General features: G+C 39.2%; 24 protein-coding genes. 9 read left to right on the top strand and 15 right to left on the bottom strand.

The window, feature by feature from the left end:
* Positions 1 to 12 precede the first annotated feature (12 nt).
* From kdpC to OD757_RS02130, 7 genes are all read right to left on the bottom strand, one after another.
* Positions 13 to 618, bottom strand: a complete 606-nt coding sequence (kdpC, locus tag OD757_RS02100; RefSeq protein WP_263030705.1) for a potassium-transporting ATPase subunit KdpC — start codon at positions 616 to 618, stop codon at positions 13 to 15.
* Between the two features lie 13 nt (positions 619 to 631).
* Positions 632 to 2,671, bottom strand: a complete 2,040-nt coding sequence (gene kdpB / locus OD757_RS02105) for a potassium-transporting ATPase subunit KdpB (protein ID WP_263030706.1) — start codon at positions 2,669 to 2,671, stop codon at positions 632 to 634.
* An 8-nt stretch (positions 2,672 to 2,679) separates the two neighbouring features.
* Entirely contained in the window at positions 2,680 to 4,389 is a 1,710-nt protein-coding gene (kdpA, locus tag OD757_RS02110; protein ID WP_263030707.1) for a potassium-transporting ATPase subunit KdpA, read from the bottom strand.
* A 258-nt stretch (positions 4,390 to 4,647) separates the two neighbouring features.
* A complete protein-coding gene (locus tag OD757_RS02115; RefSeq protein ID WP_263030708.1) occupies positions 4,648 to 5,085 on the bottom strand; it encodes a 2-amino-4-hydroxy-6-hydroxymethyldihydropteridine diphosphokinase in 438 nt (145 codons plus the stop codon).
* Positions 5,042 to 5,422 (bottom strand): dihydroneopterin aldolase, encoded by a 381-nt coding sequence (folB, locus tag OD757_RS02120; protein WP_009391809.1) that lies wholly within the window; start codon positions 5,420 to 5,422, stop codon positions 5,042 to 5,044. Before folB ends, OD757_RS02115 begins: the two co-directional genes overlap by 44 nt.
* A 15-nt stretch (positions 5,423 to 5,437) precedes the next feature.
* The gene (locus OD757_RS02125; protein WP_263030709.1) at positions 5,438 to 6,736 is read right to left on the bottom strand and encodes an ABC1 kinase family protein; all 1,299 of its coding nucleotides are present in this window, start codon (positions 6,734 to 6,736) and stop codon (positions 5,438 to 5,440) included.
* Positions 6,737 to 6,794: 58 nt separating this feature from the next.
* Positions 6,795 to 7,571 (bottom strand): HesA/MoeB/ThiF family protein, encoded by a 777-nt coding sequence (locus OD757_RS02130; protein ID WP_009391743.1) that lies wholly within the window; start codon positions 7,569 to 7,571, stop codon positions 6,795 to 6,797.
* A gap of 169 nt (positions 7,572 to 7,740) precedes the next feature.
* Between OD757_RS02130 and OD757_RS02135 the strand changes: the two genes are divergently transcribed.
* Positions 7,741 to 8,319 carry a flavin reductase family protein gene (locus OD757_RS02135; RefSeq protein ID WP_263030710.1) on the top strand — a complete coding sequence of 193 codons (579 nt, stop codon included), beginning with the start codon at positions 7,741 to 7,743 and terminating at the stop codon, positions 8,317 to 8,319.
* A 178-nt stretch (positions 8,320 to 8,497) separates the two neighbouring features.
* On the opposite strand, the gene OD757_RS02140 is transcribed toward OD757_RS02135, so the two are convergent.
* Positions 8,498 to 9,268 (bottom strand): 3-hydroxyacyl-CoA dehydrogenase, encoded by a 771-nt coding sequence (locus OD757_RS02140; protein ID WP_263030711.1) that lies wholly within the window; start codon positions 9,266 to 9,268, stop codon positions 8,498 to 8,500.
* 169 nt (positions 9,269 to 9,437) lie between these two features.
* Here OD757_RS02140 and OD757_RS02145 point away from each other — a divergent pair, with 169 nt between their 5' ends.
* The 3 genes from OD757_RS02145 to OD757_RS02155 all read left to right on the top strand — a co-directional run bounded on the left by OD757_RS02145 (position 9,438) and on the right by OD757_RS02155 (position 12,523).
* Positions 9,438 to 10,466, top strand: coding sequence for an AraC family transcriptional regulator (locus tag OD757_RS02145; protein ID WP_263030712.1), 1,029 nt, complete (start codon positions 9,438 to 9,440; stop codon positions 10,464 to 10,466).
* 239 nt (positions 10,467 to 10,705) lie between these two features.
* Complete coding sequence (locus OD757_RS02150) at positions 10,706 to 11,680, top strand: aliphatic sulfonate ABC transporter substrate-binding protein (RefSeq protein WP_263030713.1); 975 nt, start codon at positions 10,706 to 10,708, stop codon at positions 11,678 to 11,680.
* A gap of 3 nt (positions 11,681 to 11,683) precedes the next feature.
* Entirely contained in the window at positions 11,684 to 12,523 is an 840-nt protein-coding gene (locus OD757_RS02155; protein ID WP_263030714.1) for an ABC transporter permease, read from the top strand.
* Between the two features lie 2 nt (positions 12,524 to 12,525).
* Here OD757_RS02155 and prmC read toward each other — a convergent pair whose 3' ends face one another.
* From prmC to OD757_RS02170, 3 genes are all read right to left on the bottom strand, one after another.
* Positions 12,526 to 13,341, bottom strand: coding sequence for a peptide chain release factor N(5)-glutamine methyltransferase (gene prmC, locus OD757_RS02160; RefSeq protein ID WP_263030715.1), 816 nt, complete (start codon positions 13,339 to 13,341; stop codon positions 12,526 to 12,528).
* A complete protein-coding gene (prfA, locus tag OD757_RS02165; RefSeq protein ID WP_005306718.1) occupies positions 13,341 to 14,429 on the bottom strand; it encodes a peptide chain release factor 1 in 1,089 nt (362 codons plus the stop codon). The genes prmC and prfA overlap by 1 nt, the downstream gene beginning before the upstream one ends.
* Before the next feature lie 293 nt (positions 14,430 to 14,722).
* On the bottom strand, positions 14,723 to 15,562 hold the full coding sequence (locus OD757_RS02170; protein ID WP_263030716.1) for a type 1 glutamine amidotransferase domain-containing protein: 840 nt from the start codon (positions 15,560 to 15,562) through the stop codon (positions 14,723 to 14,725).
* Positions 15,563 to 15,681: 119 nt separating this feature from the next.
* Between OD757_RS02170 and OD757_RS02175 the strand changes: the two genes are divergently transcribed.
* From OD757_RS02175 to OD757_RS02195, 5 genes are all read left to right on the top strand, one after another.
* Entirely contained in the window at positions 15,682 to 16,584 is a 903-nt protein-coding gene (locus OD757_RS02175) for a LysR family transcriptional regulator (RefSeq protein ID WP_263030717.1), read from the top strand.
* 197 nt (positions 16,585 to 16,781) lie between these two features.
* Positions 16,782 to 17,201, top strand: a complete 420-nt coding sequence (locus OD757_RS02180; RefSeq protein ID WP_263030718.1) for a glycine zipper domain-containing protein — start codon at positions 16,782 to 16,784, stop codon at positions 17,199 to 17,201.
* A gap of 237 nt (positions 17,202 to 17,438) precedes the next feature.
* Positions 17,439 to 17,933, top strand: coding sequence for a hypothetical protein (locus tag OD757_RS02185; protein WP_263030719.1), 495 nt, complete (start codon positions 17,439 to 17,441; stop codon positions 17,931 to 17,933).
* Positions 17,934 to 18,065: 132 nt separating this feature from the next.
* Entirely contained in the window at positions 18,066 to 19,070 is a 1,005-nt protein-coding gene (locus OD757_RS02190) for an LLM class flavin-dependent oxidoreductase (protein ID WP_263030720.1), read from the top strand.
* A 147-nt stretch (positions 19,071 to 19,217) separates the two neighbouring features.
* Positions 19,218 to 19,781, top strand: a complete 564-nt coding sequence (locus OD757_RS02195) for a flavoprotein (protein WP_263030721.1) — start codon at positions 19,218 to 19,220, stop codon at positions 19,779 to 19,781.
* Positions 19,782 to 19,823: 42 nt separating this feature from the next.
* Here OD757_RS02195 and pgaD read toward each other — a convergent pair whose 3' ends face one another.
* The 4 genes from pgaD to pgaA are packed head-to-tail and all read right to left on the bottom strand — an operon-like array spanning position 19,824 to position 25,790.
* Positions 19,824 to 20,282 carry a poly-beta-1,6-N-acetyl-D-glucosamine biosynthesis protein PgaD gene (pgaD, locus tag OD757_RS02200; protein ID WP_009391700.1) on the bottom strand — a complete coding sequence of 153 codons (459 nt, stop codon included), beginning with the start codon at positions 20,280 to 20,282 and terminating at the stop codon, positions 19,824 to 19,826.
* A complete protein-coding gene (gene pgaC, locus OD757_RS02205) occupies positions 20,279 to 21,526 on the bottom strand; it encodes a poly-beta-1,6-N-acetyl-D-glucosamine synthase (protein WP_263030722.1) in 1,248 nt (415 codons plus the stop codon). Before pgaC ends, pgaD begins: the two co-directional genes overlap by 4 nt.
* Entirely contained in the window at positions 21,526 to 23,352 is a 1,827-nt protein-coding gene (gene pgaB / locus OD757_RS02210) for a poly-beta-1,6-N-acetyl-D-glucosamine N-deacetylase PgaB (protein WP_263030723.1), read from the bottom strand. Before pgaB ends, pgaC begins: the two co-directional genes overlap by 1 nt.
* The gene (gene pgaA / locus OD757_RS02215) at positions 23,352 to 25,790 is read right to left on the bottom strand and encodes a poly-beta-1,6 N-acetyl-D-glucosamine export porin PgaA (RefSeq protein ID WP_263030724.1); all 2,439 of its coding nucleotides are present in this window, start codon (positions 25,788 to 25,790) and stop codon (positions 23,352 to 23,354) included. The genes pgaB and pgaA overlap by 1 nt, the downstream gene beginning before the upstream one ends.
* Between the last annotated feature and the right edge of the window lie 11 nt (positions 25,791 to 25,801).

Genomic DNA, 25,801 nt, shown 5'->3' on the forward strand with positions numbered 1-25,801 from the left:
TTTATTTTTAAGTTAATGTGTAGATTGTAATTGATCTAAAGCAATATTGAGTTCTAATACATTAACACGAGCTTGCCCCAATACACCAAACTGCTTCGGTTCAATATGCTTTTGTAAAACCTCTTCCACAACCTTAGGGTCTACATGACGCGCTTGAGCCACTCGAGCAACCTGTAACTGAGCAGATTCAGGACTAATATGCGGATCGATACCACTACCTGATTTAGTCACCAAATCGCTTGGAATCGGTGTATTACCTGTATGATCTTGTTTTTTCACCGCAAGAATCTGAGCATCAATTTGTTGCTGTAGTTCAGGATTAGTACGCGCTAAGTTTGTACCTGCCATAGCCATCGGATCATAAGCGACTGCTGAAGGACGTGGGTGAAAATAAGCCTCTCCAATAAATGGCTGAGCGACTAATTTTGACCCTAAAACTTTATGGTCTATTTCAATCAAACTGCCATTGGCTTGATTGTTGAATAAAACCTGTCCTGCGCCTGTAGCAATCGCACTATAAACAGCGCCACAACCCACCAGAGTAAAAATTAATAATCCCAAAGATGCTCTTAAGGTCTGACCCAAATTTGCTTCTGAATTTTGTGCATAAGTTTTCATTTCAAACTCCAGATTACAAACCAAATAATTGAACAATCACTACATCAATCGCTTTAATGGCAATGAATGGTAGAACCACACCGCCCACCCCATAAATCAACATATTTCGACGTAGTAACTGAGTTGCAGTTGAAGGTTTAAATTTCACGCCTCGGAGTGCAATTGGAATTAATAGTGGAATAATAATCGCGTTAAAAATTAATGCAGATAAAATCGCGCTGTTTGGACTTGCTAAGTGCATCACATTCAATACTTGCATTTGTGGAATCTCAGCAGCGAACAATGCAGGCAAGATGGCAAAGTATTTAGAGACGTCGTTTGCTAACGAAAATGTTGTTAAAGCACCACGGGTAATCAGCTGCTGTTTCCCAATCTCAACCACAGCAAGTAGTTTGGTCGGGTCAGAATCTAAATCAACCATATTGCCGGCTTCTTTTGCAGCTTGTGTACCCGAGTTCATGGCTAAACCGATATCGGCTTGTGCTAATGCTGGTGCATCGTTGGTTCCGTCACCGACCATCGCAACTAAACGACCGTGTTGTTGTTCGGTTCGAATACAAGCCAATTTATCTTCTGGTTTTGCTTCGGCAATATAATCATCTACCCCAGCTTCAGCAGCAATCGCGGCGGCAGTTAATGGGTTATCACCTGTAACCATAACGGTTTTAATACCCATTTCTCTTAAACGTGCAAAACGTTCTTTAATGCCGTGTTTAATCACATCAGAGAGTTCAATCACACCCAGTACATGATGTTGAGTTGCGACAACCAATGGTGTTGCACCCTTTTTAGCAACTTGTTCAACACGTGCTTTTAACTCTAAATCTTGAGAATAATCTTCATCTACAAACTTCAAGATTGCATCTAAAGCACCTTTACGAATTTGGTCACCATTCGGTAAATTCACGCCAGAAATTCGAGTTGAAGCACTAAAAGAGATAAATTCAGCCTGTTCAGGTTCTTGCTGTTTTAAACCCTGTTCTTTTGCTAACTTAACAATCGACTTCCCTTCTGGTGTTGGGTCCGCAAGTGAACTTACCCAAGCAGCAGCTCTCAACTCAGACTCGGTTACCGAAGTTAAAGGATAAAAAGAAGTCGCTTGACGGTCACCATAAGTAATGGTTCCTGTTTTATCGAGTAAAAGCACATCAATGTCACCCGCGACTTCTACAGCTTTACCTGATTTCGCCAAAACGTTGGCTTTAAGTGCTCGGTTCATCCCCGCAATACCAATCGCAGGTAACAAGCCACCAATGGTTGTAGGAATCAGGCAGACCAATAACGCCACGAGCACAACTGGATCAAGTTCAATATGCAAATACTTGGCAATAAATGGCAAGCTAATCACAACAATTAAAAACGTGATTGTCATCACCATTAACAAGAAGCCAAGTGCAATCTCATTCGGTGTTTTTTGACGATTTGAACCTTCAACCAAAGCAATCATACGGTCTAAGAAACTTTGACCAGATTCAGCAGTCACTTGTACAACAATGCGATCTGTAAGGACTTTGGTTCCACCAATAACACCTGAACGGTCTGTTCCAGCTTCACGTAGCACTGGTGCTGACTCACCTGTAACAGCTGATTCATTAATAGTGGCAAAGCCTTCTACAATCTCACCGTCGGCTGGAACAAGCTCACCTGCATGTACTTCAATAAAATCATTTAAATGAAGTTCAGTGGCTGCGATTTGGGTGGTTTGACGGTCTGTCAAAGAGTTGAGTCTTCGAGCCGTTAAATTTTCTCTTGCTGCACGCAATGAAGATGCCTGCCCGCGACCTCTAGCCTCTGCAACTGCTTCAGCATAGTTGGCAAATAAAATGGTAATAAATAGAATTGCTGTAACCGCGAAACCAAATAACAGCGTGGTGTAACCCAAGACTGTACTCATTGCAGTAACTACTGTTCCAAGCCATACGATTGCCATCACAGGATTTTTAATTGCATGCTGCGGTAGCAGTTTCACAAATGCATTTTTCCAAACTTCAAAATTTGGCACTGCCATGGTTTGTTTATGGCTATTTACATGAGTTTGTGTATTCATTTTCACTCGCCTCCTTAGCCTTTAACCAACAAAAGTTGATCGGCAATAGGCCCAAGGACAAGAACTGGCATAAATTGTAATAAGGTAAGCAACACAACAATCGTAATCAGCGTTAAAGCAAAGGTTGGAGTTTCAACTTGAAGACTACCTGCTGTTTCGGGTGCTTTTCTTTTTGCTGCTAAACGTGTCGCAATCATTAATGGCAAAATTAAGGTCGGAAAACGTCCTAACAGTAGAGCGATACTACAAGTGACATTCCACCATACAGTGTTGTCTCCAAGACCTTCAAAACCTGAACCATTGTTGGCAAATGCAGAAACATATTCGTAGAACACTTGGCTAATACCATGTGGTCCCGGATTACTAATTCCAGATATGCCTGGAATGCTGAGGCTTAATGCGGTAAATGCAAGAATGACTAAAGGTTGAATCAAGATAATAATCGCGAGCAACTTAATTTCTGCCGCTTCAATCTTGCGTCCGAACAATTCAGGGGTACGGCCTGTCATTAAACCTGCAATAAATACTGCAAGTAATAGATAAATCATAAACTGTTGCAGACCGCAGCCCACACCACCCCAAATCGCATTAATCAACATGTTGATGAGTTCGACTAAACCAGTAAGCGGTGCAGAAGAATCATGCATCATATTGACCGAACCGTTATTCACCTGCGTAGTGATCGCTGCCCAAACTGCTGATGCGGCTGGTCCAAAACGTTGTTCTTTACCTTCCATTATGGCAAGTTGAGATGCTGTCGATGACATACTCTCAGACCAGACAGCCGCTGCACCTGAAATAATCGACATGAAAAGCATGCTGCCAAACACAAAGTAGGCAAACTTTTTACGTTGAGTAAAATGCCCAACCATAAAAATCACGGTAAGTGGAATGAGTAATATCGCAATCATTTCTAATAAATTAGAAAGCGGTGTTGGATTTTCTAAAGGTACAGAACTATTTGGACCATACCAACCACCACCGTTACTACCCAATTGCTTAATCGCCACCATTGGCGCAACTGGTCCTAAAGAAATTTTTTGAGTTTTAACGCTATTGGCTTTATCAATCAGCTGTACTTCTGGCCCGCTTTGGAAAGTCGCTGGTACGCCTTGGCTATTGAGCAATAAAGACCAGACAAAACAGAGAGGAAGCAAGAATCGGACTGTAGGACGAATTACATCTCTCCAATAATTACCAATTAAAATCTGGTCTGGCTGCTCGGCAACATCGGCTGCAATATGGCTTGGGCGCTGATAAAAGAAAGCTCTTAAGGTCGTGACCACCAAAGCCAGTCCCATCATTGGAGTAATGACTTGCAAGCCCACAATACCTGTCATTTGCGACAAATAAGATAATTGAGCTTGCCCAGAATAATGCTGTTGATTGGTATTAGTTAAAAATGAAATAACCGTGTGTAATGCTAAATCCCAACTCATATTTGGTGCATGATTTGGATTTAATGGTAGCCATGCTTGCGTCATAAAAATAGCAAAAACGGCCACAGCTAGAAAAACACAGCTAACAACAAATGCTAGAGAATATTGTTTCCAGTTCATTTGTTGTTGTGGAGATATACCTAACAAGCGATAAACAGGATTTTCAATCCAGCGAAATAATCCATCGCCAACCATCGGCTGATTTGTCATCACTGTGGATAGATATTTACCGAGGCACCATGCTAGAAAAATAGCAATAAATAAAACAAGTATAAGTTCTAACATGGCTATTCTCCTCTATACCCCTTGGCTTGATTTGCCAAACTGGAAATAAGGAGAGATGAAGAAATATCATTTGTTTTAAGTCCGCATAACACAATGTCAGACTGATGCAAGATGCGCATTTGAGAATTTATAAGCATCTTTATTGTCCTGAAATAACACTAATTTAGTGAATTTCAGTATGGATAAAATGCCCATAAATTCTCTATTGAGGAAATTAAAGACCGCGTAAAGTTTGCGTAAAATCTAGTTTGAAAGCCTTTAAACTTTAAAATTAACGACTGGATAAATCATGCTATCAGCCTTTAATGTTTCACAATGCCAGAGTTCATATAAAGGAATTTTTACATCAAGCGCCAAAGGTAATTTTTTAAAATTAAATTGCATATGGTCCAGATCACTTCCCCATGCAATCAAATCTACATCTAAAGAAATATGATGCGATGGACGAACACGCCCCGAATCTGTCTCAAGTTTCTTGAGAAAAGATTCAATTTGGTCACACGATAAAGTGCTTTTTAATAGACATGCTGAATTCCAGTAATCATCTCCAATACCATCTCGGCATGGAATTTGATAAACAGATGAAAACTGCACTTTCCCCAATGTTGCCAATTGCGTATAAGCAAAAGTAAAGTGCTGATCTGCGTCTAAATTACTCGCTAGGGCGAGCGCAAAAATTGTTTCTGGTGCGTTCAAGACGAATTCCTACAGCGTTTGCTTCTGCAATGATGGCTGGCTTACGGATGGTTATGGTAATTTTTTCAATTGTTGGGAAGGTTTCAAACAAACATTGCAGAACGAGATGTGCTGCATGCTCGATTAATTCAGGCTTGGCTTGTTGAATGGTTTGAGCCGATAACTCACAAATCTGCGCATAGTTGAGTGTGTCCTCAAGCTTGTCAGACTCTGCTGCTCGGCTCAAATCATTATGGATGGTTAAATCCAACATTAAAGGTTGAATGATTTGTCTTTCCCAGTTGAAACAGCCAATCACTGTCTCAACTTTCAAGCCTTCAATAATAATGGCATCCATAAATTTAAACTGACCTTAGTGCTTTAACAACGAAGCAGGTTCCATATTTTGAACCATTTTCAAACGTTGGTCTGCATAAATATCAGTATATGGTGCGAGTACGCGCATAAAACGATCGAAATAAAGCATTTGCTTAAATAATAAGGCAAAATCTCGTGGGAATTTAATACCGTGGCGCTCACCAACCCCAACCATATCCAGCATAATATCGTTTAAATCGGCTGGATTTGAAGCAAGTATTTGCTGAGGGTCAGACATTAATACGCCATTAAATAGGCGCTCTAAATCTTGTGCCAATACATCAACATCGACTTTATTATGAGTCATGCCCATTTTCAGCATGTTTTCAGCCATTGCCTGATAATCTGTTTTTTGCAAAGCATCCATAAAGGCCATACATGCTGTCCAGACCTCTGGGTTTAGCTGCCCTACAATACCGAAATCGATAAAGCCAATTCGACCATCTTCGAGCAACATTAAGTTTCCGGCATGTAAGTCTGCATGGAAACTCTTACATAGCATCAAACTACCAAACCATGTATTCATGGCAGTAATCAGTACTTGCGATGGATCTTTGGCGTATTTTTTTACAACACTAAAATCTGTTAAAGACACACCGTATAGGCGTTGCATAGTTAAAACACGGCGTGTAGAAAACTGATGATAAACTTTAGGTGCAGTGGCAGCTTGGTTTTGTGAAATATTTAAATATTCTATAAAGTCATCTAAGTTTTGTGCTTCTTCAATGAAGTCAACTTCCCGAACCATACGAGTTTTAATTTCATCTACAATATCAGAAAGAGCAGCAAACTTAATTTTAGGCACTGCACGTTCAAGCAACTTGGCAGCCCAATGCACAACATTTAAGTCTGTATATAAAATGGTTTCCACACCAGGCTTTTGTACTTTAATAACCACATCTTCACCCGTGGTTAGTTTGGCCGCATGGACTTGAGCAATTGAAGCAGAAGCTAAAGGCTTTTCATCAATATAGCTAAAAATCTGATTTAAATCTCGCCCTTCAAACTCGGAATCAAGTACGCCTTGAATATAGCTAAATGGCAGCGTTGGGGTCTGGTCTAAACAGCCTTGAAATTCTTCTACATATTCACGAGGGAAAAGCGATGGTGTGCTCGCAATAAACTGACCAAGCTTAATATAAGTTGAGCCAAGCGATTCAAAAGTCTCTCGCATGAGTTTGGCATTACTTGGTTTTTCAGTTGCGTATTTAATTCCAGCTTTGGCCGCAACCACTGCTGTTTCACCAATACGGGCGACCGAACGTAGCCCATCAAACAAAATATTTTTTTTCATATTTCTTCAAAACCAAATCATTCAGGTTGAGTGTAGCAAACTTTGTTTCATTTACTGATTAACTTGCCTGACAAAGTGGGCAATTTACATCTTTATCAAAACTAACAATACGTTGTGTCATGTTTAAACCATCCCACAGTAATAGTTTCTGTTTTAAAGGGGTCAAATTGAGTCCTAAATATAGCAAAGTGTGATGTGCTTGTAATGACGCTATCATTACAGGAGTAGTTGCAAGTACGCCTGACTCTGCACAGCGTAGGCCTTCATTACCATGCTGTTCTTTTGGAAAAAGACATTCATAACACGCTGAATCTCCTTCAACCATAAACATTTGTGCCTGAAAACCAATTGCTGAAGCACTAATTAAAGCGACCTGATGCTTCTTACAAGCTGCATTTACCAAATAGCGTGTTGCAAAATTATCACAGCCATCTAACACCACATCTTGATGTTCAACCAGTCTATCAATGTTATGTTCGTCTAAACGTTCGTTGTAGTATTCAACGCAGATATAAGGGTTAATTTTCTGTAAACGCTTTGCAAGAATTTCCGCTTTATAACGACCAATATCTTCATGACCAAATGCAATTTGACGCTGTAAGTTACTTATCTCAATAGTATCTGCATCAATCAGAGTAATTTTTCCAACCCCGGCTCGCGCTAGTAGCTCTGCACTACTACACCCTATTCCGCCAGCCCCAACAATCAGCACATTGGCAAGTTTGAGTTTTTCCTGAGCTTCAATATCCCATCCATCAAGTAAAATCTGACGGCTATAGAGATGCATTTCTTCATCACTTAACTCTACAAAATCGATATCTTGAAGCTCGGTCACGCGTTAATCCTTTCACTTAGAAGCCAAATGATTTTATGATTAAGTTAGTCATTATGAAAGCTATAAAATGGAAACAACTTTTTTATTCGGTTATTACCGTATCGCATTACTTCTCTCAAGCTTTCTGTAAGAATAGAAATATCTATTTTCTTTATTACTTAGGCTAAATATGACGCAATCATATATTGCACCTGTAGAGTTAGAAAAAGCTTATCGTTTGTTAAATCATGGCCCAACTGTGCTTGTTTCCGCACAACATGGAGACGACCACAATGTAATGGCTGCCGCTTGGGCATGTGCCTTAGAGTTCAAACCAGCCAAAGTGTCCGTCGTTTTAGATAAAAGTACGAAAACTCGACAGCTTGTTGAGCAAAGCGGTTACTTCACCCTACAAGTTCCTTGCTATGCACAGCTCGATCTGACTCATCAACTTGGAACTATTAGTAAGTTGGATGATCCACAAAAACTTGAGCATTGTGGTGTTGAACTATTTTACCAACAAGGTCTTCCTAGCCCCCTTGTATCAGGTTGCATTGCATGGCTTGTGTGTAAGCTTATTCCTGAGCCCCATAATCAATCTGCTCATGATTTATTTATTGGTTCCGTTGTAGGTGCATGGGCAGATAGTCGCGTCTTTAGAGATGGCCACTGGCATTTTCAAGATGCACCGAAAGAACTTCGAAGCTTGCATTATATTGCTGGAGGAACCTTTTATTTAATTGGTGAAGAAGTGAAAGCTAAGATTTAATCAACAAAAAACTGGCTTTACTTAACTTTCTGAATTTCATCGAATCGAATTCAAACTAGAAAATTGCTCAATGGCAAAAGACCGCATAACAATTGCGGTTTTTTGCAGTTAACGACATTTTTTAAAAATCTCATACTTAAACTTGGGTTACTTCGCGAGCAATCATTTAAAATTCTTATTATTTTGCTGCCATACGAATTGCACCATCTAGACGAATGACTTCACCATTTAAGTAAGAGTTTTCAGCAATATGTGCCACCAAACGAGCGAATTCTTCTGGTTTTCCTAAACGAGACGGATACGGCACCATTTGTCCCAAAGCATCCTGTACATTTTGTGGCATCCCCTTAAGCATTGGGGTTTCCATAATTCCCGGTGCAATGGTCATAATACGAATGGCATGTCGTGCAAGCTCACGTGCAATCGGTAAAGTCATCGCAACAATAGCACCTTTAGATGCTGAATAAGCTGCTTGACCAATTTGGCCATCAAATGCTGCAACAGATGCGGTATTCACAATTACTCCACGGTCCTCTTCACCTGCTTCGACCGTGTTTTTACTCATCGCATCCGCTGCAAAACGTAGCATATTAAATGTACCTGTGACATTAATTTGCAGCGTTTTTGAAAATAGCCCTAAATCATGTACGCCGTCACGGCCAACCACTTTTGCAGAAGGCCCAATACCCGCACAGTTAACTAATCCATGCAAACTGCCATGTTTTACCAAAACATCCTTAAAGAACTGTTCCGCAGCAGCTTCATCAGTTACATCAAGTTTTACGAAGTCAGCCTTTGGTCCTAATTGTTGCGCTTGTTGCTCGCCTGCTTCTACATTCATGTCTACCAATGTGACTGAAGCACCTTGTTGTACCAAGTATTCAGCTGTTGCAGCTCCTAAACCAGAGCCACCACCCGTAATTACGAAATGTTTCCCTTGAATTTTCATTATGGAATGTCCTATAGAAATGTTCTTTAAACTTAGTAGTGAGAGTAAAAGTTGTTGTTTTCCGATACAATTTCAAAAAGCCTCAAAATGTTTGCAGCTTTTGATCAATCCAAATTTTAAATATGAAATATTTCATTTGAAATATATGAAGAAAATATGAGTCTTTGACATGGTTGTCCAATCTTCTTTAAGTAAAGGCACAATTTCGATATCACTGGTACATGAAGCGCTCAGTGCGGCTTATGCTAAAGGGTTAAATACACAAATAATTCTAAATAAAGCAGGTATTCCGACAGAATTGCTACTGTCTCCAAAGGCCCGTGTGCCAGTCACGACATATGCTCAATTATGGATAGAACTTGCCAACGCCATGAACGATGAGTTTTTTGGTATGGATAGCCATCCCATGCGACGAGGTAGCTATAAATTACTGACTAAACTTGTCAGTACGGCCGAAACTTTAGAAAAGGCCCTCTACGATATTTTGAAATTTTTTAACTTTGTTTTTGATGATATACGTGGCGAATTAATTCGAGATCAAGAAAAAGCTTATGTGGTGATTCATGATCGTGAACAACCTAAACGCATGTTTACCTACGCGACCTTTTTAATGTTAGTACATGGGCTGATGTGTTGGTTAGTAGACCAGCGAATTGGCTTAAATAGTATTAGAGTACGTTGTCCTAAACCCCAAGATATTCAGGATTATCTGGTACGCTTTGGTGAAGACATTCAATTTAATGCCGAGATTAATCGAGTTGAATTCGATGCTCACTACTTAAATATTAAAATCAAGAAAGATAAAAAAGCGCTTTATGATTTCTTAGAGCAAACCCCACAAAATCTTTTAGTCCGCTTTAAAAATGAAAATGCATTGAGTCTTCTTATTCGTCGTCATTTATTAAAACTTCATCCTGCAGAATGGCCCGAACTCAAAGATGTAGCACAGCAACTCAATATTTCAGAAGCCACAGTTCAACGCCGCCTGAAACATGAAGGTGTCAGTTACCAACAAATTAAAAATGAAATCCGCTGTGATATTGCGGTTAAACGTTTAAGTAAAACGAATGACTCAATTCAAGATATTAGTGAAGATCTAAGTTTCCATGACTCAAGTGCATTTCACCGTGCCTTTAAAAAATGGACTGGGGTTAGCCCTGGTGCATATCGTGATAATTTAACCGCATACAAGCAATAATATAAATATTATCAGGATAAAAAAATAACACTTAAGCTTATGATATTTATATATCTTAAGTTCAACATTTCAGATAAATACTTTATTTAAAATTTGATAATGGTCATAAAAACAGTTATTTATAATTTTATCCAAACTTTTATCTTTCAATCTGATTTATAAATCAAAATAACTACGTTTGTAGAGCATCAAACCCGTGTAAGGATGCTCTATTATTTTATTCCGGTTCTATTTTTATCATGTCTTTAAAATCAAAATTTTCTCTACCAAAGACTTTGTTGGCATCAACATTGGGGTTTGTATTTTCTTCATCTGCTTTTGCAGCAGTTCCGACCACACTTAAACTTGATTATGCTTACTACGCACCAACCAGCTTAGTCGTAAAAGATCAAAAACTTCTTGAGAAGGCTCTACCAAATACTCAAATTAAATGGGTTTTTAGTCAAGGCAGTAATCGTTCATTAGAATACCTTAACAGTAACAGTATCGATTTTGCTTCTACCGCCGGATTAGCAGCTGTATTAAGCCGAGCAAATGGTAGCCCAATTAAAACTGTGTATGTACAAAGCCAACCGGAATGGACTGCCCTTGTTGTGGCAAAAAACTCACCCATTAAAAGTTTAAAAGACTTAAAAGGTAAGAAAATTGCAGCAACTAAAGGAACAGATCCTTTCTTATTTACTCTACAGGCACTAGATACAGTCGGCTTAAGTAAGCGTGATGTACAGCTGGTACATTTACAACATCCAGACGGCAAAACTGCACTAGAACGCGGTCAAGTAGATGCTTGGGCGGGACTTGATCCTTTAATGGCTTCAGCTCAAATTCAATCAGGTGCAAAACTGCTTTATCGTAATGTAGCATTTAATAGTTATAGCGTACTGAGTGTTAAAGAAGATTTTGCAAAACAAAGTCCTGAAGCGGTAGAAGCCGTTATTAAAGCCTACGAACAAGCCCGAAAATGGGCAAAAGCCAATCCAGATAAAGTGGCAGCACTTTTAGCGCAAGAATCAAAGCTTCCTCTACCTGTAGCTAAACTACAACTGAGCAGAACCAACTTTGATCAAAGCATTCCATCGGCAACTCAAGCACAAGCCCTAAAACGTTCTGGAAAAATTTTGACAGAAGAAGACTTGGTCAGAAAAGGCACCAATGTCAACCAAGTGGTTGATCAGTTATTAGACCCACGTTTTGCTCAAAAAGTCGTGAAGTAGTATATGAGTGATTCATTTAACAAAGCTGAGCTAAATCATTTCTTAGCTCAGCAGGCTTTAAAATCGCAGAAAAAGCATCTAAACAATAAATTTACACGGTGGTTTAAAGCGCTACTCATTCCATTCATCTTTTTAGCGGCTTGTGAGTTTTTAGTCAGGAATGGTTATGTCGATGCTTATTTACTCCCCGCACCTAGCAGCTTATGGCAATCTTTTTTAGATTTAGCTCATAGTGACCTGTTTGCCCATATTTATATTAGTACATGGCGTGTTTTAGTAGGTTTCATTATAGGGAGTGGTTTAGGGTTATTTTTTGCGATTTGGGTTGGGTTAAGTAAAGAAGCCGAAGCTTATTTGGAACCAACTTTTTCAGCAATTAAATCAATTCCAAGTCTTGCATGGATTCCATTATTGTTGCTTTGGTTAGGAATTGATGAAGGTTCTAAAATTACATTAATTGCAATTGGAGCATTTTTTCCAACCTATACCAATACCGTTGCAGCAATTCATAATGTAGATAGAAAGCTTATTGAGGTTGGAAAAGTTTATCGGCTCAATGCTTTTCAACGGATTGTATCTATCATTTTACCGGCAGCCTCTCCGGGAATTTTAACTGGTTTACGTAACAGCTTAAGCTTATCGTGGATGTTTATGATTGCTGCTGAACTGATTGCAGCTACTCAAGGAATTGGTTATTTACTCAGCGATGGACGAGAAACTTCTCGACCTGATATTGTTATCATTGCAATTATTTTATTAGCCCTATTGGGTAAAGTAACCGATACCCTAATGAAACTTATCGAAAATTGGTTATTACGTTGGCGCGATACGCACTCAAAATAGCCTTAAATCCAGCATGCCAAAGTGACTCGATCATTTTGGCCGTAATCTTGAATGGTTTTAATCTCACTAAAACCATGCTCAGCAAATATATTTCGAACAGCTTGCCCCTGATCATAACCGTGTTCAAGTGCAATCCAGCCTTGTGGTTTTAACCAGTTTTTCCCTTGAGCAATAATAATTTCAATATCAGCCAGTCCCTGATGATCTGCAACCAATGCACGGCGTGGTTCTGTTGCCAAAGCTTGCATGTGTTCATCTTCAGGGTCGATATACGGCGGATTAGAAACAATTAAATCAAATTTTTGTGGCTCTAGTGCTTCAAACCAAGCGCCGCAAGCGAATTTTACACGTTGCAAATTATGAGCTAGTGCATTTTCTTTTGCGACTTCTAAAGTAGGCGCATAAATGTCAGTTGCTGTGACGAACCAATCTGGACGTTCACTCGCTAACGCAAGCGCAATTGCACCTGTCCCCGTTCCCAAATCAACAATATTTGCAGTATTTGGCAAACTTAGATTTAAGACGGTTTCAACTAAAACCTCGGTATCAGGTCGTGGCACCAATGTGTCAGATGTTACTTTTAAATCGAGCGTCCAAAATGGTTGTGAACCCGTTACATAAGCTAAAGGTTCACCTTTTTGGATACGTTCAAGACCAGCTACATAGTCTTGCTCTTGTTGGGCTGTTAACTCTTGCTCAAGTCTAAACTTTAATTCAAGCGAATTGATTTTTAGAAAATGCTCAAGCAACCAAGCATTTTCTTGCCGTTCATAACTGTCAGGCTCACCACGAATTGCAAGCGCTTGAGCAATATTCATTAGCCGCCATTTTCCTGTGCAAGCATTGCAAGCTGATCTGCCTGATATTCACGATGTAAGCTATCAAGTAGTTCAGTTAAATCACCTTCCATAATCGCGTCTAACTTATATAAAGTGAGATTAATACGATGGTCCGTCATACGCCCTTGTGGGTAGTTATAAGTACGGATACGTTCAGAACGGTCACCAGAACCAACCAAATCACGGCGCATTTCAGAAGTTGCTGCATCTGCTGCCGCACGTTTTGCATTTTCTAAACGCGATACTAACAATGCCATCGCTTTAGCTTTGTTTTTATGCTGTGAACGTTCTTCTTGGCACTCAACTACTGTACCAGTTGGAATGTGGGTAATACGCACGGCCGAATCGGTTTTGTTAATGTGCTGACCACCCGCACCTGACGCGCGGTAAGTATCAATACGTAAATCTGCCGGATTAATTTCAACGTTAGTATCAACATCAATTTCAGGCAAGATTGCAACTGTACACGCTGAAGTATGAACACGACCTTGTGATTCAGTTGCTGGAACACGTTGCACACGATGCGCACCACTTTCAAACTTCAAGCGACCATAAACGCCATCGCCATCTACACGGCAAATGACCTCTTTAAAGCCACCATGTTCACCTTCATTTTCAGAAAGTACTTCTATACGCCAATTTTGTGTCTCGGCATATTTACTGTACATGCGAAATAAGTCACCAGAGAAAATTGCAGCCTCATCCCCACCAGTTCCGGCGCGAATTTCTAAATAAGCTGCATTAGAGTCATTTGGATCTTTTGGAATCATCAAAATATTGAGCTGACTTTCTAACTCTACAAGCAAATCTTTATTTGCTTGAATTTCTTCTTCTGCCATATCTTTAAAGTCAGGATCAGACTTCATCATTTCAGCAGTTTCAATATCTTCTTCTGCTTGACGATATTTGCCCCAAACCTCGGTAATTTCAGATAAATCACTATGTTCGCGAGACAATTTACGGAAACGTTTGTTATCGGAGATGACTTCCACATCTGCAAGCAACGCGGTAAGTTCTTCATGTCGATCACAGAGTTGATCAAGTCGTAAACGGAGTGACGCTTTCATAAGAGGAAATATCTCAAAAGTCCAAAAAGCTTATCGAATGCTATGTAAATATAGAAGATAAGCAAAATCGTAAAAATAGCGCATAGTTTACAGATTATGCCGCTTAAATGACATATATAATCAGCCAATTCATCAACTTTCACTGTAGCTAGCAACTTATAAATATAATGATTTTCAGATGAGATTTATTTACTCGCCTATAATTTAGCTTTTTCTATAGAAAATAATACGTCACCTTTTTCACTCAACTGGTAATAGAGGCTTTATTCATAAAACCTCTTTACCCTTACTATTTACTTTAATTTTTCTAATAATGCTTTACCAACAAGAATGGCTGAGGCTGGATTTTGCCCTGTAATCAGTTCACGATCCACCACTACATTTGGAGACCAAGCGTTCGTATTACTTTGATATTTACCTCCAATTGACTGTAAAGCCGTTTGGGGATAGAACTTCATTTCACCACCTTTTAATAAAGCCTTCGCTTGCTCTTCCTCTTGGTTACTAATCACAGTCATCCGATAATTTTTATAAATCCACTCACCAGTTTTTACAGGTTTGCCTTGCTCAAGTTGCTTAACCACTTCCGAAGCATTCGGTAACGTTGACATCAAAGCTATAGGGCCATGACAAACCAGTGCTGTAGGCTTTCCAGCTTTATGAAAAGCAGTCAGAACGTTTCCAAGCTGTTTATCTTTTAAAAGATCTTGCATAGGCGCATGTCCGCCTGGAATATAAATAGCATCAAACTGATCAACACCAATTTGCTCAATACGAGATAGACTCAAAACTGGAGAATCTTGCGCAGACGTTAACTTTAGATCGTGTAATAAACCTGCATATTGCTTTAATGCTTTTTCATCTTGATTAAAGTACATCGCACTATTTGATGACTCATCTAATGTTGGCGCTTTCCCTTTTGGTGTAGCGAAAGTTACTGTGTGCCCTGCATCTAAAAGTATTTTTGTAGGCTGCATCAACTCATTTAAATAAAAGCCTGTTTTAAAAATATGACCATTTTTTAGCTCTAGCTGCCCTTCATCAGATAATACAACTAATACATGAGCGGCATTTGCACTTAATGCTGCTGAAGTTGCAATCACTGCAAGCATTATTTTATTGAGTGTTTTCATCATTCGACCTTCATTCCAGCCTTGTGCTGGATTTATAACTGGGATGGATATATTCTATTTTTGCCAGTAAGGTAGAAAAACAACCACATTTACAAATCTTTTTTGCGTTTGAGGACAAAATGTCTCGTCAATTTGACCATCTTGCCGATGTTGAAGTGTTTTTAATTGTGGCTGAAAAGCTTTCTATTAGTGCCGCTGCAATTTATTTGTCCACGACACCTTCAGTTATTAGTAGAACAATTACACGGCTAGAGAAAAGATTAGGTATCCAGTTCTTTAGAAGAACGACTCGTCATCTAAGTTTGACGGAAGCAGGTCAACTTTATTACGAAAAAATGCAACATGCATTTCAGTTAATTGACCATGCAGAACGTGTGATTCAAGGTGAACAACTACAAATTTCTGGAAAAATCAAATTAAGCGTTCCTACAACTTATGGACACTATCGCTTACCACCCTTATTAGAAAAATTTCTTTTGCAATATCCGGACATTCAAATTGAGGTCAGCATCTCTAACCGAAATGTCGATCTAATTGCTGAGGGTTTTGATTTAGCCATTCGTCAAGGACATCTCCCGAATAGCTCGCTTGTGGCCAGACCGCTTGAACTTGCTCCGTTACAAGTCGTTGCCTCACCTCACTATTTAAAACGTATGGGTATTCCAAAAAACCTAGAAGAATTAAATCATCACCAATGTATTGCTTTTGAATTACCGAGTAGTGGCAAGATAACCCCTTGGTTTTTAAAAAATGCAGATGAAGAAATTCAATGGGTACCAACAAATCGCATTTTGGTAAAAGAAGATATTTTAGGTGTAGTTTCTTTTGCCGAAAGTGGATTAGGGATATGTCAGAGTTATAGCTTTATTGTTAATGAAAAAATTCGACAAGGAAAATTACAACCTTTACTTGAGGCTTATGCCGACCATACACGTCCCTTTTCTTTACTGTACGCACAACATAAACATATGTCTTCTGCCACCAGAGCTTTAATCAATTTTCTATGTTCAGATCACCAGTAATAAGCTCATTAAAATTAAATGAGTCGCATGTTTATCTATATGAGTATTAAATATTCTATTTTAATAGAAAACATACAAACCAAACACTAAACTACAATAATGAACTGATGGTTCTCCATATTTTAAAAGACGTGTTTTGTTACATTTGCCGTAACAAAAGATATTAGGGTCCTGCTGCTAGGGACACGGAGTAAAAAATGAAATTAAATGCTTGGTTATGTAGCGCTGTTTTAGCAACTTCTATGGTTACTGTAGCACATGCTGACAATACAACACATGTAGCAGCCGCTTCTGCTTTAGGTAGTGTCGCTGGTACTGCAATTGGTAAAAGCATGGGTGGTACATCTGGCGCAACAATTGGTGCTGCTTTAGGTGGTGCTGGTGGTGCAGCAGTTGCAAGTGACCGTCGTCACCGTACAGAATCTGCAATTGGCGGTGGTTTAGGTGGTGGTGCTGGTTATACCGTTGGTAGAAGCATGGGCGGTACAAACGGTGGATACATCGGTGCTGCTTTAGGTGCGGCAGGTGGTGGTGCTTTAGGTAATAAAATTTCGAAAGACCGCGATTATGATCGATCATCTAAACACTGGAAGAAAAAACACCGTCGTCATCACTAATCAAATTTGATGAAACGACTCTAAGCACCTTCGGGTGCTTTTTTATTATGGAAAGCAAATAGTCACTTTTTTGCTTTTGTTCATGATTTATCCACAGATTAATACAAACAATACAAACAGACACAAAACTATCGTATCGCCTTCGGGGTTCTCCATAATTATCACGAAATTTTTTATTACATTTATCTCAAGATAAAAATACTGTCCTTTCAGTAAAAAAGGACATGGAGTTCCAAGATGAAAATGAATATTTGGTTAGCTAGTGCATTACTTGCAACATCGTCTGTAGTAACGGTTGCACACGCAGATAATGGTACGCGTGTTGCTGCAACTTCTGCTTTAGGTAGTGTTGTAGGTACAGCTATTGGTAAAAGCATGGGCGGTACGACAGGCGCAACAATTGGTGCTGCTTTAGGTGGTGCTGGTGGTGCTGCAGCAGCTAGTGACCGTCGCAATCGTACTGAAGCTGCCATTGGGGGTGCTTTAGGTGGTGGTGCTGGTTATACAGTCGGTAAAAATATGGGCGGTACTAACGGCGGTTACATCGGTGCAGCAGTAGGTGCGGCAGGTGGTTCAGCGTTAGGTCGTAAAGTTGCCGAAGATCGTAACTACGATGATCGTTACGATCGAGATGATCGTAGATATGACGATGGCGACCGTCGTTATTATAGTAAAGGTGGTCATCGCCGTCATGACAACGGTTTACACCGCGGCTGGTACAAACATCGCTAATTTGTATATACATCAAAAAGCACCTTCGGGTGCTTTTTTATTGAGAGATGAAACTTAATATCGAAAAAAAACGATATACATCGATCTTGATATATCGTAGTATTTCGATATACCCTTATTCGAGAATATCGCATGCGATCATTTCAAGATACTAAGTTTTCAATTTTGGAACTTGCTCCTATTCGTAATGATAAAACCATCGAATTTTCATTACGTCACGCATTAGAATTAGCACAACATGCAGAGAAACTAGGCTATGAACGTTTCTGGCTTGCAGAACATCACAATATGGATGGAATCGCGAGCTCTGCTACAGCCGTATTGCTAGGCTTTATTGCCGCGCACACACAACATATTCGTTTAGGTTCAGGCGGCATTATGCTTCCTAACCATGCTCCTTTAGTTGTCGCAGAACAATTTGGAACGCTTGCCACTTTATATCCAAACCGTATTGAACTTGGCTTAGGCCGTGCTCCTGGTACAGACCAACTTACCATGCGAGCTTTACGTCGTGGGCATCAAGAAACGGAAGACCAATTTCCAAAAGATGTTGTCGAAATTCTAAAATATTTTGACGCCCCTCAAGCAGGACAAAAGATTATTGCAACGCCAGGACAAAATACCCATGTTCCTGTTTGGTTACTTGGATCTAGCCTATTTAGCGCCCAACTCGCAGCAAAACTTGGACTACCCTACTCATTTGCCTCACATTTTGCACCACGTATGCTAGGCCAAGCCATTCAACTCTATCGCGAGAATTTTGAACCTTCTGAGTACTTAGATAAACCTTATGTTTCTATGGGTGTGCCTATTGTTGTGGCAGATACAGATGAGGAAGCTCAGTTCTTAGCAACGAGTGCGTACCAACGTGTATTAGGTTTAATTCGTGGCGAAAGTTTAAAGCTTAAACCACCAGTTGAATCAATGCAGGGATTATGGAATACAGCAGAACAGCTTTCTGTTGAAAACTTCTATGCAATGGCACAAATAGGTTCGGTTGAAACTGTGCGCTCAGGTTTACAAAAGCTTTTAGCAACATACGATGTTGATGAGTTTATTTTTACATGTGATATATACGATACAGCTAAACGTCTAGAAAGTTTTACGCAATTAATGAACGTAAAAACAGCACATTAAACTCTGTTCCATGTTCCCATACTTGAATTGATTTCGAGTATGGGATGACCATCTATCTGAAAATACTTTACCCCAACTTCCTGCTTGGTTATTTATATTAAAACGATAAAAACATCATGATTGAAAAACCAAAAGGACTTTTGGAAAATGAGTATTAATATTAAAAATAACGCTTCAAAATCAGTAATTTTTCAAAATATGCCTCAAGATTTTGAAGAATTTTCTGGGCAAGTTATTCCATCAACTTCAATTAAAGAGTTTGATTTTTCACGTTTATGTGTCGCGATTATCGGTACAAATCAAGAAACCGTAACTCACCTTGAAAAAATTTGCCAACAAGCAAAATTTGTCACTGTATTTCAAATTACGCCTCACTTTATTTTGCCTCATAGTCAAATAGGCACAAATAAGTTAATTACTCACCCTCTCATTATCAAAAACCGGAGATTATTTAATAATCGCATTAAAAGTCTTTTGGCCTTACGCTTTCTTGATACACAGGTTAGCGAAACATGGCTTAAGCGCCTTTTAACACCTAATATTGCTACGACTAAAAAGGTATTTTTTAAGTCCGATAGTTATTATGCTGCACTCCAAAAATCCAATTGTAAATTACAAACTTGGCCTATTGTTAAAGTTAACCATAAATCAATTCACAGCATGGATGGTATCGAACAGTCAATCGATGTGATTATTAGAACAACACTATAAAAAGAAAAAAAGCATGGTTTTTAGGCCATGCTTTTTTATTATTTACTCATATTTTTGCAAATTACCATGATCATCGTAATGTAAAGTGATGCGTTGTTTTTGTTGCAATTCACCTAACATATCAGGACTAACCGAAAATTGGGCGGCGAGCAGTTCAACTGAACTATTAGGGGCCTTAGTCCGCCGGTCCTCACCACTGAACCTAATCCAGTTATAACTCGCCCACAAAATTAAAATGAGGGCACTAATCCCGATGAGTAATGCTAAATGGAGCAAGGTCTTAACTTCTGATATATGGTCAACCCAGACATAATCATAAATTAAGTGTCCTTCAAAAACCCATAGGAACAGGGAAACCAGTGGAAACAACAACCACATCAAACAAAACCATCCAATGGTTTGTAATGTATAGTTTGCTGCTTTATTTTTGACGTATTCCGGCTGGTCAATATATTCAGGGATATCTAAAGCTTCTATATCCTTATTTTCCTCAGGTTTCATGGGTTATCTCCACGGAATCCCCGGTCTGGGCTCACCCAACGGGCACGTTTTTTAGTGTTAAATAAAGTTTTTGGTACCGCCACAACACTGGTAAATAAAGTAAGCAACCAGAAAAATAAAGGGTACCAGATCACCCAGAAATAGTTTTTAAAGAAGCGACCACGGTCATAACGCTGATCAATCCACAAACTCACCAAAAACTGGATTAAACATGTTCCGCCTAATATTACGCCGTACCACTGTGGCATAAGGGTTTTGATCTGCCATTGCTGAGGCAACTCAATAAACAATCCGACAAAAAATAGCGTAAAGATTAGAATCATGACATAAGACCAGATGATACTGACTAGCGCCTCAATCATGACAGGCCACATTCTGCGAACACGCAGTTTGAACATTTGTGGAATATATTCTATAAGGACCTCTACCCCACCTTGTGCCCAGCGAAGACGCTGTTTCCATAGACCTTTGAATGTCTCAGGCATATAGATATAGCAAAGCGCTTGTGGAATATACTGAATATCCCAATGGTCGAGCTGTAACTTCCATGAAATATCAATATCTTCGGTAATTTTATCGTCTGACCAAAACCCAACGCGAACGAGTGCCGTTTTACGAAATGCGGCAATCACACCAGATACGGTAAAAATACGACCATATGTACGCTGTGCACGTTTAATTAAACCAATAATCGAAGAAAACTCGCCAACCTGTAATTTTCCTAAAATACTAGAACGGTTTAGAATTCGTGGATTACCCGTTACAGCACCAATTCGCGGGAAGTTTATAAATGGCTGCATTAACCAAAGTACGGCATGCGGATGTAACAATGCATCGCCATCAATACAAACGAGATATTCGTATTTACTAACTAAAACGCCCGATCTTAAAGCTACGGCTTTGCCCTGATTTTCTGCTAAGTGTACAACGCGAAGTCGTGAATCTTGCGCTGACAATTCATCGAGAATTTCAGCTGTTCTGTCACTACTTCCGTCATTAACGGCAATTACTTCGAAATTAGGATATTTCGTTTGCAGTGCATAACGAATCGTTTGTCGTACTTGAGCTTCTTCGTTAAAACATGGAATGATGATACTGCACCCTTCACTCGTTGGCTCAGGAAGAGTTTGTTCACGGTATTCCCTTTTAAAGAAGAACCAAAGTCCTCCTACCATCCATGTCCAAGCCATGAGTAAAGGATATAAAAAAGCAAAAGCAAATAGAATATCGAGTAATACTCTCATTACTTTTTCCCCTCTACCAATCCAGCAAATGGCTGATACATGACAGGACTAGCATTTAGACTGATCGGATTATATAAATATTGATGGACATCTTTTGACTTTTCAAAACTATAGCCATCAATACCGAATTTCTGGATACCTATTCGCTGAATCGAAAAGAGCCCTTGCTGTACTTCTTCCCAACTGGCCTTTTGAGAGTTTTCCGGCAATGTTAAAGTCAGCATAACTCTTTGCTTATCTTTTTCATTAAGCGTATTTAATAGTGCTAACAAATGACTAAATTGCTTTTTCTTGCCAATCACATTGAACTTCAAATTGACTAGATCATGTTGTGATAAAAGCGTGGTCAAAAGCTCTGGTAAATTGTCTATATGGTCTAAATCAGGTGTAAGTAATAAACTAAACTGTGCCTGATTACTCATATTTAAATAAGGCCTTACCACTTTTTTAGTAAGCTGGCTAAGTCGCGCGATCTGTTTTGATTGCTCTATACAACTACTTTCTTGCGCAGTTACTTTTTGCATTTCGCAATTTAAAGAAGTACCCGCATTAAGCTGAATACCACTTAAATTACTGTTAAAACGTGCAATATCTTTTGCCAAATCTACAGTTAAAAATGGTTTATCTTTCTGTGGATAAGCGGGCAACTCTAATATTACCGCTTGACCCGCCCGAGTTTGAGCCTGCCATAAAGTACGGTTTAAAATATCTTGTTGAACAGGCATTTTATCGGTAGGAAAATAAGCAACATCATATTGCCCATCTCCCTCTTTATCTTCCAACGGTTTTAAGATTAAGGCATTATTTTTTAAGCTATACAGTTTTGATAATAATTGCCCTAACTTTTCATCTGTTTGGGTATTTTGTGGGGCTGCTAATTGCTTTAAATCCATAGTCACAAAGTGACGAGGCTGTTTAAATAAATCAGACTCTTCAAAGTTTAAAATATTTAACATGCCTTCAGTGAGCTGTTCAGCTGTAGGGTTATTTATAACCAAGCTACGCTTAAAAGTTGAATCACTTACGCGATTCATCCCATCACGTCCCAAACTAAATGAAAACTCAAACCCTGCCTGCTGTGCCAGTTTTTCCAGTTGCTCATTCACGGCGCCATAAGGCCAAATAATTGCTTTAGGATTAACACCTAATTCTTTTTTCAAAACTGAGTAAGATTTTTTCAAATCTTTCAAGATACGTTGTTGATATTCTGCATCTGTTTCATAACGTGATTGAGATTTTAAATATGCATACGAAGTCGCAGCGGGTTTTTCATTACCTTGGGGATTGGCCAATACGCCATGATGTAAATCATCACTGTGACTTGCAAACTCGGCTAAACCAGAGGCTTGCATTTCACGAACTTGAGCCCAGTTCACCAAGTTACCTTGACCATAGGCTTCATAACCGGCCTGTGTATTGCCATTTAACCAACTAGTAGGAAGAGCAAACACTGCCGGAATCTGATATTGCTTAAGTAATGGAAATACTCGGCTATAACTACTTAAAGCCCCGTCATCAAAAGTCAGCAGAATAGAATTATGAGGCAATTCTTTACCTTGCTTACGCGCCTCTTCAATGTCTTTTAAACGAATCGGCTTCCAGTCAGATTGACTAAGCCAATCTAAAAATTGTGCCAGATTTTTTGTCTGAATCGCATAAACATCCCGATCTCCTTCTTTGAGTACGTCATCTCGCACATCATGAAAAGTTAAAGAAACCGTATGGTTTTTTGGTAGTTCAGTTTCAATTCGGGCATGAGAAAATTGTACGGGTAATAACGTTGAAGCAAACACACAGCTCAACATTTTTGACATCATATTATTCATTAAAAACGCCCTTCAAATCCGAAAATACCGTAGGTATGCTGTTCATCATGACCATCGTATGGATGGTATTGCCAACCAATTCCATAATTGAGCTGCCAAGTCCGTGAGAGCTGCCATTGATGTTGATATTGCAAAGAATATGTTGGTCGAGCTGAATAATCTGCTTGTTTATAAAGCCCGACTCCAGCTTCAAAATGCTGTTTAAATGAGCGCTCGTATTCTCGCCAAGTGATCCAGTCATGGCTTAAATTCAACTCAGCACTGTAGTGATTGCTTGGGCTAAAATAAGTTGTCTGATCTTGACTATTGCTACCATAAAATCCACGAACGGTTCCGTAAGTAATATGGTGAGGCGCATCAAATAATCGCTCGCGCCAAAAAGTAGAAAATTCTTGTTGTTTATTACCGTCGCTTATATCCGTTAAACCATAACTTGCCCCAATTTGACGTGACTCATCTTTTTGCCATGTCAAAGCAGCACGGTAAGCTTGTCCATCTTCACCAGCGTCAATTGCTTGTAGGGGAATATTAGCCTGACTGTCATATTGCAATTGATACTGCCAATGGTCGTTTACCCATTGCGACCAATCAAGACGAACACCGGCTTGTCCGCCATCTGTACTTTGCGAAAAAATCGCCGACAATGCCTTACGGTTCGCTTGCCATTCAGCCCCGACACCATAACGTTGGTCATGCACATCACCAAAACGGTATTCTCCGAAACGATCTTGATGCCAAGCAAATAGACGATAATTATCTTTAATCCACGGACTATTAAGACGAGTTTCCATTTCGCGGTCTTTTAAACCATTTTGCCCACTGACAGAATCATTGCTATCTGCCTTACTTTGCCCCCAAGTGGTTGAGTGAGAAATTGTTGCTCGATTGCGATCATCTAACTCTTTTCGACTTTTAACTACCCCACTATCTTCAGGATAATATTGCAAAAGACTTTCTGTATTTTTACGCCATTCCTGAATATCCCCTAAAGCCTGAGCATTTTGCATCTGGTTAATTCGAGTATCTTTGCCAACTGGTGTTAAACCATTTAAACGAGCACTAGTTTGCTTAGACTGTAGTGGCTTATCTCTCCAACGCTCAACACGAGCCAAATTATTAATTAAGCTTTCATTGGCAGGTGCAAGATCTACTTGTTTCTGAAAATGTTTTTCTGCTTGATCAAGATGATTTGCATAGGCTAAATGCATGCCTTGTAAATTAATATAGTCATCACGATCTGGATGGCTCGATTTATCCACCCCTTTGGCTTGACTGTATTTATACGTAGGAATTAGCCGATCAACATCACTTAAAAGTTGTTCAGCTTGTTTATATTTTTCTTGTTCAATATATGAATAGTACAGTCCAGTATATACCGTCATATCTGGATAGTTTTTTTCAGTCAGCAAGGTTTTAAAAGCAAGCTCAGCTTGTTGTGGCTGTCTTTCAGCTAAATAACTATCAGCTATGGCATGACGAATATAGGCCGGTAGTTTTTCTAAAGGCACATTTAATTGAGTAAATTGGTCTAATACCGTACGGCTACGACCGCGGAAATCTAGTGCATATATATAGTCATAATGGAATCTTAAATAATTAGGGTCTGATGGTTGAATCAAAGGCTGCATTTGCTCGCCTTGCTTCAACACCGCATCAAGCTCAGTAAAGCCTTCACTATCTGCCATGCCTTCCCGATTCAAATATTTATAACGAGCAATTGCATTATTTACACGTTGAGAATACTCACTGACTTGTAGCCAGTGTTGCAACGATTCTATTTGTGTATTTTTATCGCTAGCAAGCAATAACTGCTGAGCATTGTTATAAGCCCCCACAGCCGCTAAGTCATAACTGTATTCCTGTAAAACTGCAAAAGACTTTGGTTGCTGCTTATATGCTTGTTCAATTGCAGATAAAGCATCTACAGGTAAATTGATAAGGCGATAAGCATAGGCTATTTGCACTAGTTGATCAGTCTTCAGATTTTTACTATTAATTTTTACTAACTGTGCTTTGGCATTTACAGCATCTTGAGCTTCAGCGTATAAAACTGCTAACAAAATCTGTCCATCAACTGTTTTTTGAATATTAAATTTATTCGACCAATCAACTGCATTTTTAAAGTGTTTAAAATCACGAAAATTACGTATTAAAGGTAGCTGTCCATATTCTGGAAAAGTAACCAAATTAATATTTGCTAATTGCTGAGAGAAAGTTAATAGATCTTTTTTTTCATTTGACATTACAACTAAATAATCAGCTAGCAACTTTTGATCATGCGGATAAGTTTTTAGCAATTGATCTAGTTGAAATATTGCTTGGTGAGTTTGTCCAGTTTTGTAAGTATGAATAGCCTGCTCTCTCAAATCATCCACTTGAGCAGCATATAAATTGAGAGGCAAGATGTATACCAATGAAAAAACACATTTTTTTAGCATTTTGATAATCG

Origin of the sequence: Acinetobacter sp. AYS6, from assembly GCF_025630795.1 — a bacterium.
Classification (GTDB): domain Bacteria; phylum Pseudomonadota; class Gammaproteobacteria; order Pseudomonadales; family Moraxellaceae; genus Acinetobacter.